This is a genomic window from Nocardioides turkmenicus (assembly GCF_011045035.1).
GTDB classification, from domain to species: domain Bacteria; phylum Actinomycetota; class Actinomycetes; order Propionibacteriales; family Nocardioidaceae; genus Nocardioides; species Nocardioides turkmenicus.
The window spans coordinates 21730-37224 of the sequence record NZ_JAALAA010000029.1; the positions used below are offsets into that span (position 1 = coordinate 21730).

Consider the following 15495-nt stretch of genomic DNA (forward strand, 5'->3'; position numbering starts at 1 on the left):
GAGTCGGCCCGTCTTGACGGGCCGACTCGGCCAGGTTTTCGGTCAAGACGGGCCGACTCGGCGTGGTTTCGGCGGGGCTGGAATAGGGGTCGTAGGGTCTTCGTTGTGGACAGTGAACGAAGTTGAGTTGAATCGGCTCAACTTGTTTGCAACACTCGGCGGCGGCAGCCGCTGGGGCGCAGACCAACCCAGTCTTCCGAGACCCCTCGGATTCCACATACACACAGCTTCAACAAGCGGAGGTAGCAAAGATGGCACGTGCCGTCGGTATCGACCTCGGGACCACCAACTCGGTCGTCTCGGTTCTGGAGGGTGGCGAGCCCACCGTCATCGCGAATGCCGAAGGCGCCCGTACGACGCCTTCCGTGGTCGCGTTCAGCAAGTCCGGTGAGGTCCTGGTCGGTGAGGTCGCCAAGCGCCAGGCCGTGACCAACGTCGACCGGACGATCAAGTCCGTCAAGCGCCACATGGGCACCGACTGGAAGGTGACCATCGACGACAAGGACTTCACGCCGCAGCAGATCAGCGCGTTCGTCCTGCAGAAGCTGAAGCGCGACGCCGAGGCCTACCTCGGTGAGACGGTGACCGACGCGGTCATCACCGTCCCCGCCTACTTCTCCGACGCGCAGCGCCAGGCCACCAAGGAGGCCGGTGAGATCGCGGGCCTCAACGTCCAGCGCATCGTCAACGAGCCCACCGCGGCGGCGCTGGCCTACGGTCTCGACAAGGGCGACGACCAGACCATCCTCGTCTTCGACCTCGGTGGCGGCACCTTCGACGTCTCCCTGCTCGAGATCGGTGAGGGTGTCGTCGAGGTCAAGGCGACCTCCGGTGACAACCACCTCGGTGGTGACGACTGGGACAACGCGATCGTCAAGTGGATGGTCGAGAAGTTCAAGAACGCCAACGGTGTGGACCTGTCCGCCGACAAGATCGCCGCGCAGCGCCTCCAGGAGGCCGCGGAGAAGGCGAAGATCGAGCTCTCCTCGAGCCAGAACACCTCGATCCACCTGCCCTACATCACCCACGGTGAGTCCGGCCCCCTCCACTTCGAGGAGACCCTGACCCGGGCGGAGTTCCAGAAGATCACCGCCGACCTGCTCGACCGCACCAAGAAGCCGTTCGAGTCGGTCCTCAAGGACGCCGGCATCGCGGTCAAGGACATCGACCACGTCGTCATGGTCGGCGGTTCGACCCGTATGCCGGCCGTGACCGACCTGGTCAAGAGCCTGCTCGGTGGCAAGGAGCCCAACAAGGGCGTCAACCCCGACGAGGTCGTCGCCGTGGGTGCCGCGCTGCAGGCCGGCGTGCTGAAGGGCGAGGTCAAGGACGTACTGCTCCTCGACGTCACCCCGCTGAGCCTCGGCATCGAGACCAAGGGCGGTGTCTTCACCACCCTGATCGAGCGCAACACCACCATCCCGACCAAGCGCTCCGAGATCTTCACCACGGCTGACGACAACCAGCCGAGCGTCGAGATCAAGGTCGCCCAGGGCGAGCGCCCGATGTGGTCGGAGAACCAGCCGCTGGGCAACTTCGAGCTCACCGGCCTCCCGCCGGCGCCGCGCGGCGTGCCGAAGATCGAGGTCACCTTCGACATCGACGCCAACGGCATCGTGCACGTCTCCGCCAAGGACCAGGCCTCGGGCCGCGAGCAGTCCATGACCATCTCCGGCGGCTCCGCGCTGTCGAAGGAGGACATCGACCGCATGGTCAAGGAGGCGGAGCAGTACGCCGAGGAGGACGCCAAGCGTCGCGAGTCCATCGAGATCCGCAACCAGGGCGACAGCCTCGTCTACACCACCGAGAAGTTCATTACCGACTCCGGCGACAAGGTCCCGGACGACGTGAAGACCGAGGTGCAGGCCGACCTGGACGCGCTGAAGAAGGTCCTCGAGGACACCGAGGCCGACAAGGACGCCATCCAGACCGCGATCACCAAGCTCGGTGAGTCCTCGCAGAAGATGGGTGCGGCCATGTACGCCGCGGCCGAGGCCGAGCAGTCCGCTGCCGGCGGTGCCACCGGTGCGACCGGGGAGGCTGACGACGACGTCGTCGACGCCGAGATCGTCGACGAGCCCGCCGAGGGCGAAGAGGGCGACAAGAAGTGACGAAGCGCCGCCCGGGCGGGGCGGAGGAGGCCGTCGAGGAGACGACCTCCGAGGCCCCGCCGCCCGAGACCGACCCTGAGACAGAGGCTGTCGAGGAGTCGGCCGAGGACGCCGAGGTGGACGCTCCTGAGGGCGACGCCGCGGACTCGGACGACTCCGCCGAGGCCGGCTCCGACGCGGAAGCCGGCGAGGCAGCCGACGACGAGGCCGAGACCGAGGACGAGGCAGACCTGGTCATCGAGGACGAGAGCGAGGTGGACCTCATGGGCGATGCCGCCGACGAGGTCGACAAGCGCGTCGCCGAGCTGACCACCGACCTGCAGCGTCTCCAGGCCGAATACGTCAACTACAAGAAGAGGGTCGACCGTGACCGCGAGCTCGTCTCGCAGAACGCGACCTTCAAGGTGCTCACTCCGATCGTGGACGTGCTCGACACCATCGACCGTGCCCGTGAGCACGGCGAGGTCGAGGGCGGCTTCAAGGCCGTCGCCGACCAGCTCGAGAAGATCGTGACCAACCTGGGTCTGAAGAAGTTCGGTGAGCCGGGCGACGTCTTCGACCCCAACCGTCACGAGGCGCTCAGCCACATGGGCACCGACCCGGAGGTCGAGGAGACCTCGGTCAAGCTGGTCGCCAAGGCGGGCTACATGATCGGCGACCGGGTGGTCAGGGCCGCGCAGGTCCTGGTCGTCGACCCGGAGTGACCCGGAGTGACAACGACGGGTGGTCGAGCCTGCCGCACCGGCAGGCTCGACCACCGAGAAGAAGGGAGGAGGGGCTAGGTGGCTGAGAACGACGGGATCCGGCCGGACTGGATCAACAAGGACTACTACGCCGAGCTGGGCGTCAAGAAGGACGCCTCGAGCGACGACATCAAGAAGGCCTATCGCAAGCTCGCGCGGGCCAACCACCCCGACTCCAACCCGGGCGACGAGGCCAAGCACGAGAAGTTCAAGAAGGTCGCAGAGGCCTACGACGTCATCGGCGACCCCGAGAAGCGCAAGAAGTACGACGAGGTGCGCACCCTGGGTGCCACCGGCGCCTTTCCTGGTGGATTCGGTCCGGGTGGATTCGGCGGCGGCGGCGGCCGGGGCTACAACTTCGAGGACCTCTTCGGTGGCGGCGGTGCTCAGACCGGCGGGCTCGGCGACATGTTCGGCGACCTGTTCGGCGGTGGCGCCGGCGGAGGCTTCGGTGGGCGGCGTACGACCCCGAGGGCTCGGCCGATCAAGGGTGCCGACGTCGAGACGAGTGCCACGATCGGGTTCACCGACGCGCTCGACGGCGTGACCATCTCGCTGCGGCTGACCTCCGACGCGGCCTGTCCCGACTGCAACGGCACCGGCGGCAAGCCCGGCACCAAGCCGCGGGTCTGCCCGGAGTGCGAAGGTGCTGGCTACGTCGTCAACTCCGTCGGCGGCGCGTTCTCGATGAACGAGACCTGCCCCCGTTGCGGTGGCCGCCAGCTGATCTACGACGAGGCCTGCCCGACCTGCCACGGCTCCGGCCGCGGCACCTCCGCGCGCACCATCCAGGCGCGGATCCCCGCCGGCGTCAAGGACCGCCAGCGGATCCGGCTCAAGGGCAAGGGTGCCGCCGGCGAGAACGGCGGCCCGGCCGGTGACCTCTACGTCACCGTCCACGTCACGCCCCACCGTGTCTTCGGCCGCAAGGACGACAACCTCACCATCGACGTGCCGGTCGGGTTCGACGAACTGGTCCTCGGTGCGGAGGCCAAGCTGCCGACGCTGTCCGGCTCGCCGGTGACGCTGCGGATCCCCCCGGGCACCCCCAACGGACGTACGTTCCGGGTGCGCGGCAAGGGCTTCCGGCGCCCCGACGGCACCGTGGGTGACCTGCTCGCGACCGTCGAGGTACAGATCCCGGCCGTGCTCGATGCCGACGCCAAGGCTGCCGTCGAGGCCTACCGTGCCGCGATGGCCGGCAAGCCGCTCCGTACGTCTCTTCTCGAGGAGTCATGATGAACGACGGATTCAGCAGCCCGTCTCCGGATGCCGCGGTCTATGTCATCAGCGTCGCGGCGGAGCTGACCGGCCTGCACCCGCAGACCCTGCGGACCTATGAGCGGATGGGCCTGATCACCCCCGGTCGCACCGGGGGTGGCGGGCGACGCTACTCCTTCCACGACATCGAGAAGCTGCGCTCGATCGCCGACCTGACCTCGGCCGGCATCGGCATCGAGGGCGTGCGCCGCATCCTGGCGCTCGAGCAGCACGTCGACGCTCTGCGCCGCCGCAACGAGGAGCTGCTGCACGAGCTCGCCGCGACCCGGGAGGCGCTCGCCCAGGCGCGGGCGGCCGCGTCGGAGCCGAAGGGACCGGCCAGCAGGCTTCCTGCGGTTCGCCAGGCCCCGCCGGGGCAGGCGGTCGTGGTCTGGCGACGCCAGCAGGGCTAGCACGTCCCCTACTGATCGCTTGACAGATTTGTTGGCGAGTTGTGGATTTCGGTTAAAACCGATGTTGGTCCCATACCCCCATACTGATGAGTAAGCCGCGAGTGTCGGACCAACCCCCATATGGTCGGGGCACGCGCGGCGGACCCGGTGGAGCCGACCCGAGACGGAACCGCCGGGTCCTTCCAATTTCAAGCGAGTCACGAGACCGCGACCCGCGTGTCGAGATCTACACGGCCCGGGTGGTCGGCGCGCGGAGAGTTCAGTTCGGGAACGTGCCGGCCTGCGCCGCGGCCTTGCAGGACCGGTCGCCCGGGAGCAGTTGGATCTCCAGGTTCGGCAGGGTGACCTTGCCCTCGATCTGGGCCTGCCGGACGTCGCCGTAGACGGCGTTGAGGTCGGCGACGGTCGCGTCGATGCCGGTGAAGCCCTGGCCGTTGTTGTGGCCTCCGTTGCCGCTGGACTGATACCAGTTCGAGTCGAAGACCTGAGGCACACCCATCGGGTTGGCCGCGTAGGGAGCGGTGCCCGGATTCGTGGTCAGGTCGGTGGTGGCGAGCCCGATTTGAGCGGTTCCCTGCAAGTTGACCCTGGGGGCGGAGGCGGCCCGGAGCTGGGTGATGTCGAAGACGGCCATCTGGGCGCTGATCTCGTTGGTCGCCGGGTCGTCGTCGCCGGCCGTCAGCTTGATCGTGTAGCTGCCGAGCGCCCCGACCTCCTCGACCCGGGAGAGGCAGAAGCCGTTCATCGTCGCGGTCGCGAAGCCGGCGCGCAGCACGGGCGTCCAGTCGCCCCCGCTGCTGGCGGCTGCCTGGGTCTTCACCAACGACGTGCCGAACGCCGCGTCGGCGGCCTGGATGTTGGTCGAGGAGAACGTCGAGCCGCCGTTGTTGATCGTCAGCGTGGGGCTGAAGGCGGCGGACGCTGAGGAACCCATCGCGGCGACCATCCCGGTGAGCAGGCCGAGGCCCACCGTCGTCGCCGCGATCATGCGGCGCCATCGTGTCCCGTACGTGCTCATCCTGCGGTCACCGTGATCGTCGTGTTGGGGAGCTGGATCGAGTTGAGCGGGTTGGTGGTGCCGCCCGGCGGATGGATGTACGGGTCGTTCGACGCGTTCACGTCGTGGGTGAACAGGTAGTAGAACTCGAGGTTCGCGGCGAGGATGTTGTAGTCGCCGCCGGCCGCCAGGCCGCTGAGGATCGCGGTGACCAGGTCGTTCCAGCCGCCGGTGCCGTCGCCGGCGAGGGTGCGGATCTTCATCCGGCACGAGTCACCGTTCCAGCCGGCCGTGCAGATGGTGTTCTTCTGCGCGGTCGTGGTCAGCCCGGCGGCGATGATCAGGATGCCGGCCAGGTTGGTCACCGTTCGCCACGGGATCGCGACCCACGAGTCGCCGGTGGTGAGCAGGTTCGTCTTCACGCCGGGACCGCCGACGGTGAACGGACCGTCCGGGGCGATGCGCAAGGTGTGCGGCACCTTCGCGGTGGGGGCCAGGGCCGTCGACGACCTCGCGGTGAGCACCGGGGCACCGAACGAGGCGACGTTGCTGCGGAAGACGAGATCGCTGAAGGCGATCTGGAAGAGGCACATGTTGCCCGTGGCGGCGTAGTAGTAGGTGAACCCCTTGTTGCTGTCGCAGTTGCCGTCGCTGGTGTTGGTGTAGATGCCACGTACGTCGGCGGCCACGTTGGCGGTGCTGCTGCCGTTCGGCTCGCCGGCGGTGAGCGTCCACCGCGTCCCTGACAGGCAGGGGAACATCCGGGTGCCGAAGAGGCGGCTCTGGAAGGTGCCATTGTCGCCGCTGTTCTTGAGCGGCACGACCTGCCGTCGCTGCTGAGGGTTGCTGCTGCCGGGCTGGTCGCACGCGAACGGCTGATAGCTGTCGTTCTGACTGTTCGCCTCGGCCCGGTGGTCGGGCGTCGGCCACAGCGCCGAGGACATCACGACGAGTGCGATCGCGGTGATGACGACGAGGCGCTGCTTGCCGATGGTGAGGTCGTGGGACACGCGGTTCATCCGCCGGCAGGCCCGGACGTACGCGGCTTCTTCTCGCCCCACGACCAGATCATCGATCCGCCGATGATGCCGAGGACCGAGCCGACGACGAAGCCGCCCAGGTTGGCGGTCGGGAAGGCCCCGAGCGCGATCAGGAACCCGACGATCCCGGAGAGCGATCTGTAGTGCGGAGCCAGCCAGGTGACCAGCCCGAACATGATCAGCGAGCCGCCCATCACGTAGCCGGCGGAGTAGGACCAGCCCCCGGTCAGCGCGATCCCGATGTCGAACGACATCCAGTAGATGATCCAGGCGCCGGCCACGATGAGCCACAGCGCGCCCCAGAACGGCCGGGTACGCCGCCAGGCACGGAACCACGAGCGGGCTTCCGCGAGGAAGGCGCCGACCCGGTTGGTCCGGCGTGCTCGCTCCGGGGCGGGGTCGGTGGAGAAGCCGAGATCGTACGTCAGCGGCTCGGTCTTGGATTCGGTCATGATGATGGCTCCGCGTGGTTCGGTTGACGAGGGTCGATCAGGAGCAGTCGGCCTGCGTGCGCGCTCCGGGCACGACCCTGATGTTCAGGTCCGGCAGCGTGATGTTGCCCTTGAGGTTGAGCCCGTAGCTGTTGCCGTTGAGACCGGCCACGTTGAGCTGGCGGGCGTAGAGGCCGAACGCGCCGGCCTTGGGCAGCTGGTTGGCGTTGCCCTCGAAGGCGAGGCCGGCCGACTCCCCGACGGTCTCGGCCGACTGGCCGAGGTTCATGCCGGAGATCTTGTTCCCGTAGCCGCTGAGCGCGTCGGAGTTGAGGTACAGGTTGGTCGCCGAGATCGCGTTGTCCAGGCTGCCGTCGGTGAGCTTGCCGGTGCTCGGGTCGGTGGTGGTGCCGGTCGGGATCGACGAGCCGTTGTAGCTGTCAGGGACGTCGTCGCCGGCGGTGATCATCAGCGAGTAGTTCCCGACCAGAGGGATGTTCTCGGTGGCGATCCCGCACAGCCCGGCGAGCTTGGCCTGATGGATGCCGAGCTCGGTGACCCCGCACTGCGCCTGGACGTCGGCGGTGTCGGCGTCGCAGTCGGTGGCCCCCTGACGGCTGGTCGGGGCGAGATAGCCCGCCGCGTGCTCGGCGTCGAGGTAGTTGGAGTAGAGCTTGAACTTGGAGTTCCCGGTGGTGAAGTTGACCGCCAGCGCGCTCTGCGAGACTGCGCCGAACATGGCGACGAGCGCGGCGCCGCCACAGATCATCAGCGGCAGCGAGCGCTTGCGGCTGCCGCGGCGTACCGACTCCGCCTCGGCCTTCATCTGTTCCGACTGCTCGGCGGCACGGTCGATCGCGGCGTACGCAGCGCGGTAGAGGCGGCCGGTGAGCCGGCCCCACACGCTGCGTACCCCGGGCTTCTCGCCCCAGGGTGCGGTTCGCTCGAAGCGGCGCGCGCGGGGGCTCATGCGGTGGCTCCGCTCCGGGCCGGCTTGCGGGCCTCCTTGCGGGCGCGCTTGCGTGCGTCCTTCTCGGCCATCTTGGTCAGCTGCTCCTCGGTGTAGGGGGTCCAGGCGACGATCAGGGCGCCGCCGGTGATGCCGGCGACGGTGCCGATGATCAGGCCGCCGAGGTTGGCCAGCGGGAGTGCCGCGATCGCGAGCGCGACCGAGACGATCCCCGGGAACGTGCGCTGCGACGGCATGAACATCGCGATCAGCGCCGCGGCGGCCAGGGTGAACGAGATCAGCACCGGCGGCAGGGTCTGGTTGCCGAAGGCCGCGAAGATCGTGAAGTCGAGCTGCTTGGACAGCATCGATGACCCGATCAGCCACGAGGACCACAGCAGGATCAGGCTGCCCCAGAAGGGACGGGTGCGCCGGAAGCGCGTGAAACCACGCGGTGTGGGGCCGCTGGCCGAAGGGTTCACGGTGGGGTCGGGTGTCGCGTCGAGCCCGGCGTCGGCGGGCGTGTTGTCAGTCATGGCTTCTCCGCAGGGGACTGGGTCCAGAGCCGTCGGCGGGCGCTCCGGAACGCCCGCCGACGGCTGCCGGTTGGTGGTGGAGGACTACGGGTTGAGCCTGATCGACAGGTTGTCGAGGCTCAGCGAGCTGAGCTGGACCGCGTACGCCTGTGCCGACAGGTTGTTCAGCACCTGCTCGCCGCTCTGGCCCGCGGTCTGCGAGGCCTGAAGGGCGAAGCCGTCCGCCACGTACCCGCGCCCCGTCGAGTCGAACCCGGCGTCGGCCTGCGACTGACCCAGGGTGACGTTGGCCATGGAGGCACCGGACGGGGTGTTGAGCGAGGCGGCGTTCAGCGCCACGTCGCCGAGGTTGATCGACGTATCGGCCGAGGTGATCCCCAGGTTGAGGCTCAGGCCCGGCAGGACCTCGACGCGGGGCGTCACGACGTTGAGCCCGTTGGCGACGGAGCCCTCGGTCTGGGCGTAGATCGTGCCCTGGTTGTTGTTTGCCGCGCCGACCTCAGTGGCGCCGGTGCGCATCTTCAGCGCATCGGCTGTGAGGTTGGTGCTGAGGGTGAAGCCATCGGTCGACGAGATGACCGCGCCGACCATCCCGGACAGCATCGCGTAACCCATACCGGCGGAGACGACCGCCGCCGGCAACGTGACGGCCGCGAAGCGGCCGAGACTGGTATGCCCCAACTTGTTCATGTGTGCTCCCTCTTTGAGCCCGTCCCTCACGGGCTGATGAACCCCGAGAAAAGTGCGCCGCCCGCAGGGCCGAATACCCTGGGCGGCATTCCAAACTGTGATGGACAACACGTGCTACGGTCAAGCACATCTGGACAATTAGTCCCTCAATGTCTATGACGAATGGCTATGCTGGCGTGGGTTTGGGCTCGCTTCGTTGCCCTGCCTGAAGGAGAGCCTGGTCCCTTGGGAAGGTCCTTGAATGCACTAGTCGCCGACGACAACGGCTCCGCTGCGGTGGCCGTCGGCTGGGTCGCCCTGGTGTCGATCCTGCTCGTGATGACCGTGGTCGTCGCCGCGTTGTTCGGCTCGTTCGCGGTCAAGGGCCGGAGTATGGAACCCACGCTCACCTCCGGTGAGCGGATCCTGCTCGATCCCCTGCACAACGACGAGATCGAGCGCTTCGACCTGGTCCAGGGCATCGAGCCCGGGCCCGAGCGCTTCGGCGGTGGCGGCCAGGTGGTCAAGCGGGTGATCGGGCTGCCCGGTGACCGGGTCGCGATCGTCGGTGGCGAGAAGCCGGTCGTCTACGTGAGCCCGGACGGCGCCGGCGATGTCTTCCGGGTCGACAACCCGGCGTGGCCGACCCGGATCGGGACGGAGATCGGAATGTGTTGCGAGCCGGACGGGACGTACGACCCGGATGCTGCTTCCGCGGCCTGGGTGACCGTCCCGGACGACGCGCTGTGGGTGGTCGGGGACAACTGGGGCGGCTCGACCGACTCTCGCGCGTTCGGGTTCCTGCCGGCCGGGGACGTCTCCGGGAAGGCCTGGCTGCGGCTGCTCCCGGTCGCCTCGTTCGGTCGCTTCGGCGACGGTGGGGTCGAGCTCGTCGAGGAGACCGAGCCTGTCGCCGGGTTGGGTGCACCTTCGTGAGGAGGGTGGTCACGGCGAGCGGGATCGGCGCCGGGGTGGCGGCCTTCGTGGCGCTCGTGCTGGTGGTCGTGGCGCTCGCCTTCTCCGTCAACGTCGACGGCACGAGCATGGAGCCGACGCTGCGTGACGGCGACCGGATGCTCCTCGAGTTCTGGACCCGGGACGAGATCGAGCGCTTCGACGTCGTCGAGGCGGATGCGCCGAGCTCTGTGTCCGGCGGCGACGTCCGGATCCTCAAGCGGGTGATCGGCATGCCCGGCGACCGGATCTCGGTGACCCGGGAGGCGCGCGTCCTGGTCCGGCCCGCGGGGGAGGAGGAGATCTATGTGGTCGACAACCCCGCCTGGTCCGCCGACGCCGGTGCCGAGCAGGAGTGGGTGACCGTCCCCGCCGGCGCGTACTGGCTTCTCGGCGACAACTGGAACGCCTCGACAGACTCGCGGAGCTTCGGTTTCGTCGATGCTGATGCCGTTCATGGCAGGGTGGTGTTCCGAATGCTCCCCCTCGGTCGGAACGGGGCTGTTGCCCAGGATGTCCGACTTGCTCTCGTCGAACCGGGCTCAGCGCGGTAAGGGTGTACGCGTCGCGCTTCCTGCAGGGCCACTGGCTCGACATCTGAGCAACGGGTGGACATTTTGCCCCAGATTGTCAAACGGTGGACTAGCCTTCGCGCCAGGGAGACCATGACACTGCTTGCACCTGGGGCGGTCTCGTGGATGAGGGAATGAAGGTCAGGTCTTGTGTCTAACATCATTTCGGCCGGGTTGGCCCTGCTCGACGACGTCAACTGGTTCGAGTTCTGGTCGGTACCGCTCTTCACCGCGGTGATCGGCTGGCTCATCAACTGGTCAGGGCTGTGGATGCTGTTCTCGCCGATCCACTTCCACGGGATCACCGTGCCCGGGCTCAAGCAGATCGCCGGCTCGCTGCCGCGCAAGGTCCAGGAGATCCCGGGCATCCTCCGCGGCGGGATCGGCTGGCAGGGGATCGTGCCCGCGCGCGCCGCGAAGATGGGCTCGATCGCGGTCGACCGGGCGCTGTCGCAGATGGCGACGGCCCGGGACTTCTACGAGCGGCTCGAGCCCGAGAAGATCGCGGCCCACATCGTCGATGTCTTCCGGCCCGAGATCCCGCTGCTCGTCGACGAGATCATGTGGCGCGAGCATCCCCGGTTCTGGCGCGATCTGCCGCGCCCGCTGCGTACCGTCGTGATCCAGCGGGTCCAGGACCGGCTTCCCGACGTGGTCCGCGACGTGACGGTCGAGATCGGCAACCACATCGACCAGATCTTCGACCCGAAGATCATGGTGATCGAGAACTTCGAGAAGGACCCGTCGATCATCGTGCGGATCTTCAAGGACTTCGGCGCCCGCGAGCTGCGGATGATGGTCGTCTTCGGTGCGGTCTTCGGGTTCCTGCTCGGCATCCCGGTCGCCATCGTCGACCAGGCCTTCCACCTCTGGTGGCTGCTGCCGATCCTCGGTGTGCTGGTCGGCTGGACGACCAACCTGCTCGGCATGCTGCTGATCTTCCAGCCCGCCGAGCCGAAGCGGATCGGTCCGTTCAAGATCCAGGCGCTCTTCGCCCAGCGGCAGTGGCAGGCCTCCGACGTCTACGGCAAGCACATCGCCAAGGACGTGATCACGCTCGAGCACATCGGAGACCACCTTCTCAACGGCCCGTCGGGCGACCGCACCCGACAGATGCTCGCTGCGGCCCTCGAGCCGGCGGTCGACGCCGCGGTCGGGCCGGCCTACGGCGCGGTCCGGGTGGCGGTCGGGACGCGGAAGTTCGACGCGATCCGGTCCTCGGTCGCCGAGCAGGCCGTCGAATACACGCTCACCCCGATGCGAGACGCCGCCTTCAGCCAGCAGCAGTCGTGCAACATCCGGCGGCTGATCGCCGAGCGATGTCGTGCCCTTCCTCCGAAGACGTTCGTTGAGATGATGAGAGCGGCGATCAAGGAGGACGAGTGGCTGCTCTACGCCCACGGGGCGATCATGGGTCTGGCGGGCGGGTTCCTGCACGTCGCGGTCTTCGAATGGTGGAACGTGTTGTGAGCGCCCTCCACATCAACCCCGAGCCGGGTGCCCGCCGACCCGAGACGTACGCCCGGCCGGCCGCCTCGATCGATCCGCCCGAGGAGCTCGTCGACGGCCGTGAGGGGATGCACCGGATGCCCACCCCGGCCCCCGGTGGCGGTCTCGTCGACGAGGCGATGGACGTGCTCCCGGGTCTGCTCAGGATCTCCGCGGTCACGGTTGCCCACACCGCGGGCTGGGGGCTGAGGACGTACGCCCGGGGTGTGGGGCGGGTCGCGAAGGCGGTCGTCGACCCCAACGAGGCGGTGCGGCTCACCGAGGACGTCGCGACCGGCGCCCGCCAGGTGACCGGTTTCGCCAAGCGGGTTGCGACCGGCAACCCGGTCACCGGCCTGCTGGAGCGCTTCGCGCTGCCGGCCGCGGAGACCGCGAGGGCAGCGATGGAGGGTCGTGCCGCCCGGGTGAACGGGGTCGCGCCGGGCACGAGCCACGATGAGCTGCGGCGTACGGGGGAGGAGCTGCTGCGCCGCTCGCGCGACGTATGGGACCGGAACGAGCGCCACCCCGCCTTCATCTCGATCCTCGACGAGCTCGCTCCCGACGAGGCCCGCATCCTGGTGCTGATGCTCAAGGACGGTCCGCAGCCGGCGGTCGACGTGGTCGAGGGCGGCCTGATCGGCCACCTGCGCGGGGCCAGGATGATCGCCCGCGGTCTGACCATGATCGGGGCGCAGGCCAGCGTGCGCTACCCGTCGCTGGTGCCGCAGTACCTGAACAACCTCACCCGGCTCGGTCTGCTGTGGCAGTCGGAGGAGCCGGTCAGCGAGCTGATCCGCTATCAGGTGGTCGAGGCGCAGCCCGACGTGCTCCAGGCGCTCCATGCCAAGGGCGGTGCCCGGATCAAGCGGCGCTCGATCCACCTCACGCCGTTCGGGCAGGACTTCGCCCGGGCCTGCTTCGCCGACGCCGAGGACATCGCCCGGCTGCCGAGCCATGAGATTCCGCCCGGTGCGGCGACGGAGGCATCAACCGAATAGCCCCAACCCGAATGGCAGACGCTTCAGGGTGTTTGCGTTCGCCTGTGGGTAGGGTACGCATACTGACGGTCTGGAACTCTGGCGGAAGGAGCTCGGATGTCGCCGGAGTGGCAGGACTCGCTGGTCAGCTGGTTCGAGGACTGGGCTGCCCATGTCCACTGGCTCTCGCTGATCACCATCCCGATCTTCACCGGGGTGATCGGCTGGCTGATCAACTGGTCGGGGCTCTACATGCTCTTCGCCCCGCTCGCCTTCAAGGGGTTCAAGGTCCCCGGGCTGCGTGAGCTGACCAGGGTGCTGCCGCACAAGCTCCAGGAGGTCCCGGGGTTCGCCCAGGGCGGCCTCGGCTGGCAGGGGATCATTCCCGCCCGCGCCGCGAAGATGGGCTCGATCGCGGTCGACAAGGCGATCGCCAAGCTCGGCACGCCGAGCGACTTCTACCAGCAGCTCGGCCCCTCGGAGATCGCCACGCACATCGTGGAGACCTTCCGGCCGGAGGTGCCCGAGCTCGTCGAGCAGATCATGATGCGCGAGCACCCGCGGCTGTGGCGCGACCTGCCGCGGCCGGTCAAGGACGCGATCGTCGTACGCGTGCAGGCGCAGCTTCCCTCGATCGTCCACAAGGTCACCGACGACATCGGCGTCCACATCGACCAGCTGCTCGACCCGAAGCTGATGGTCATCGACCACTTCCGCAAGAACCCCGCCCTCGTGGTCAGGATCTTCCGCGACTTCGGTCAGCGCGAGCTCAACCTGATGGTCGCGTTCGGGTTCATCTTCGGGTTCCTGCTCGGCATCCCGGTCGCGCTGATCGACCAGACGTTCCACCTGTGGTGGCTGCTGCCGCTGCTCGGCGTGGTCGTCGGCTGGGTGACCAACCTGCTCGGCATGTGGCTGATCTTCGAGCCCGCCGCGCCACGCCGCGTCCTGGGGATCAAGGTGCAGGGCCTCTTCCCGCGCCGTCAGGAGCAGGCCGCGGAGGTCTACGCCGACATCATCGCCACCGACGTGATCACGCTCGAGCGCATCGGCGACTTCCTGCTCGACGGCCCCCGCGGCGACGCCACCCGCAAGCTGCTGATCTACGCGCTGATGCCCGCGGTGGACCGCGCGGCAGGGCCCTACCGGGGTGCGGTGCGGATAGCGCTCGGGTCGGAGCGGTTCGACCGGATCAGCACCTCGGTGGCCAACGAAGCGGCGGACCGTACGCTGGTTCCGTTCCGTGATCCCGGGTTCAGCCGGCACCAGGCAGACAAGATCCGCGAACTGGTCGCACGGCGCACCAAGGAGCTTCCGCCGGGCGACTTTGTGGACATGATGCGGTCAGCGATCAAGGAGGACGAATGGATGCTCTACGCCCATGGCGCGATCATGGGGCTCGCGGGCGGCTTCCTACACCTTCTAATCTTTCCGACATGAGCCTCTTGGGGAAGGTCCTCCCGACCGCCTCCGCCGTGGCCGGCACCGCTCCCGGCCTGGCGCGGGTGGCGGCAGGTGCTGCCTGGCAGACCGCCGGGTGGGGGCTGCGCACCTCCAGCCGCGCCGGTTTCCGGGTGGCTCGGGCGATGATCGACCAGGACGTACGCGACGGGCTGGTGCGGGAGACGGCCGAGGCCGTCGGGATCGTCGCCGGCACCGCGGCCCGGATCATCCTGCCCGGCGTGAAGCCGGTGATGGAGCTCTCCGAGTCCGACTACGAGGCCGCCGGCCGCGACGTCGTGCTCGCCCGCACGCGCGAGTCCGAGGAGTCGCAGGACTCCCTGCCGATGCTGCGCCGCCGCGGGGCCGAGCTGCTCGACCGCTCGCGCGACGTCTGGGCTGATGAGCAGGGGCATCCGGCGTACGCCCGGATCCTCGACGAGCTCGCGCCCGACGAGGCGCGGATGCTGCTCTACCTGCTCGAGGCGGGGCCGCAGCCCTCGGTCGACGTACGCACCGGCGGACCGGCCGGTCTCGTCGGCAGCACCATGATCGCGCCCGGGCTCAACATGATCGCGGGGCGCAGCGGGGTGCGCTACCCGGAGCGGGTGCCTGCCTACCTCAACAACCTGTTCCGGCTCGGCCTGGTGTGGTTCTCCAAGGAGCCGCTGCCCGACCCGCTCGAATACCAGGTGCTCGAGGCGCAGCCCGACGTGCTGGAGGCGCTGCACTCGGTGAAGTTCGCCAAGATCGTGCGCCGGTCGGTGCACCTGACGCCGTTCGGCGAGGCCTTCGGCCGCACCACCCTCGTGGACGAGGGCTCGGCCGAGTCCGCGTTCCCGGAGCATCAGGCTCCGGTGACCGGCGGGGCGGATCTGCCCAAGGCCTGACCGCTGACGCGTCGGTGTCGCG

General features: G+C 68.5%; 16 protein-coding genes. 10 read left to right on the forward strand and 6 right to left on the reverse strand.

Translation table 11 applies throughout. The features are described 5' to 3' along the window. The first annotated feature begins 251 nt into the window (after window positions 1–251). The 4 genes from dnaK to G5C66_RS23645 all read left to right on the forward strand — a co-directional run bounded on the left by dnaK (window position 252) and on the right by G5C66_RS23645 (window position 4527). Window positions 252–2111 carry a molecular chaperone DnaK gene (gene dnaK / locus G5C66_RS23630; RefSeq protein ID WP_165113762.1) on the forward strand — a complete coding sequence of 620 codons (1860 nt, stop codon included), beginning with the start codon at window positions 252–254 and terminating at the stop codon, window positions 2109–2111. After that, window positions 2108–2815 carry a nucleotide exchange factor GrpE gene (gene grpE / locus G5C66_RS23635; RefSeq protein ID WP_165113765.1) on the forward strand — a complete coding sequence of 236 codons (708 nt, stop codon included), beginning with the start codon at window positions 2108–2110 and terminating at the stop codon, window positions 2813–2815. Before dnaK ends, grpE begins: the two co-directional genes overlap by 4 nt. Window positions 2816–2893: 78 nt before the next feature. Further along, entirely contained in the window at window positions 2894–4093 is a 1200-nt protein-coding gene (locus tag G5C66_RS23640; protein ID WP_338144297.1) for a DnaJ C-terminal domain-containing protein, read from the forward strand. Beyond that, on the forward strand, window positions 4093–4527 hold the full coding sequence (locus G5C66_RS23645) for a heat shock protein transcriptional repressor HspR (RefSeq protein WP_165113767.1): 435 nt from the start codon (window positions 4093–4095) through the stop codon (window positions 4525–4527). The genes G5C66_RS23640 and G5C66_RS23645 overlap by 1 nt, the downstream gene beginning before the upstream one ends. Before the next feature lie 259 nt (window positions 4528–4786). Here the strand turns inward: G5C66_RS23645 and G5C66_RS23650 are convergent, their stop codons facing one another. The 6 genes from G5C66_RS23650 to G5C66_RS23675 form a co-directional block, all read right to left on the reverse strand. Continuing rightward, window positions 4787–5515, reverse strand: a complete 729-nt coding sequence (locus tag G5C66_RS23650; protein WP_165113770.1) for a DUF6230 family protein — start codon at window positions 5513–5515, stop codon at window positions 4787–4789. 26 nt (window positions 5516–5541) lie between these two features. Continuing rightward, on the reverse strand, window positions 5542–6534 hold the full coding sequence (locus G5C66_RS23655; protein ID WP_165113772.1) for a hypothetical protein: 993 nt from the start codon (window positions 6532–6534) through the stop codon (window positions 5542–5544). Window positions 6535–6539: 5 nt separating this feature from the next. After that, entirely contained in the window at window positions 6540–7016 is a 477-nt protein-coding gene (locus tag G5C66_RS23660; protein ID WP_165113774.1) for a DUF6114 domain-containing protein, read from the reverse strand. 37 nt (window positions 7017–7053) lie between these two features. Further along, a complete protein-coding gene (locus tag G5C66_RS23665) occupies window positions 7054–7965 on the reverse strand; it encodes a DUF6230 family protein (protein WP_165113776.1) in 912 nt (303 codons plus the stop codon). Next, window positions 7962–8480, reverse strand: coding sequence for a DUF6114 domain-containing protein (locus G5C66_RS23670; RefSeq protein ID WP_165113777.1), 519 nt, complete (start codon window positions 8478–8480; stop codon window positions 7962–7964). Before G5C66_RS23670 ends, G5C66_RS23665 begins: the two co-directional genes overlap by 4 nt. Window positions 8481–8564: 84 nt before the next feature. Next, a complete protein-coding gene (locus G5C66_RS23675) occupies window positions 8565–9170 on the reverse strand; it encodes a hypothetical protein (protein ID WP_165113779.1) in 606 nt (201 codons plus the stop codon). Window positions 9171–9407: 237 nt separating this feature from the next. On the opposite strand from G5C66_RS23675, the gene lepB (G5C66_RS23680) reads away from it, so the two are divergent. The 6 genes from lepB (G5C66_RS23680) to G5C66_RS23705 all read left to right on the forward strand — a co-directional run bounded on the left by lepB (G5C66_RS23680) (window position 9408) and on the right by G5C66_RS23705 (window position 15473). Continuing rightward, window positions 9408–10085, forward strand: coding sequence for a signal peptidase I (gene lepB, locus G5C66_RS23680; RefSeq protein ID WP_165113781.1), 678 nt, complete (start codon window positions 9408–9410; stop codon window positions 10083–10085). Next, window positions 10082–10657: a signal peptidase I gene (gene lepB / locus G5C66_RS23685; RefSeq protein WP_165113783.1), complete on the forward strand. Its 576-nt coding sequence runs from the start codon at window positions 10082–10084 to the stop codon at window positions 10655–10657. The genes lepB (G5C66_RS23680) and lepB (G5C66_RS23685) overlap by 4 nt, the downstream gene beginning before the upstream one ends. Before the next feature lie 168 nt (window positions 10658–10825). Beyond that, complete coding sequence (locus G5C66_RS23690; protein WP_206444491.1) at window positions 10826–12145, forward strand: DUF445 domain-containing protein; 1320 nt, start codon at window positions 10826–10828, stop codon at window positions 12143–12145. Next, on the forward strand, window positions 12142–13164 hold the full coding sequence (locus G5C66_RS26980; RefSeq protein WP_165113785.1) for an Abi-alpha family protein: 1023 nt from the start codon (window positions 12142–12144) through the stop codon (window positions 13162–13164). The genes G5C66_RS23690 and G5C66_RS26980 overlap by 4 nt, the downstream gene beginning before the upstream one ends. Before the next feature lie 96 nt (window positions 13165–13260). Beyond that, window positions 13261–14583 (forward strand): DUF445 domain-containing protein, encoded by a 1323-nt coding sequence (locus tag G5C66_RS23700; protein WP_165113787.1) that lies wholly within the window; start codon window positions 13261–13263, stop codon window positions 14581–14583. Next, window positions 14580–15473, forward strand: coding sequence for an Abi-alpha family protein (locus G5C66_RS23705; RefSeq protein ID WP_206444492.1), 894 nt, complete (start codon window positions 14580–14582; stop codon window positions 15471–15473). Before G5C66_RS23700 ends, G5C66_RS23705 begins: the two co-directional genes overlap by 4 nt. Window positions 15474–15495: the final 22 nt, after the last annotated feature.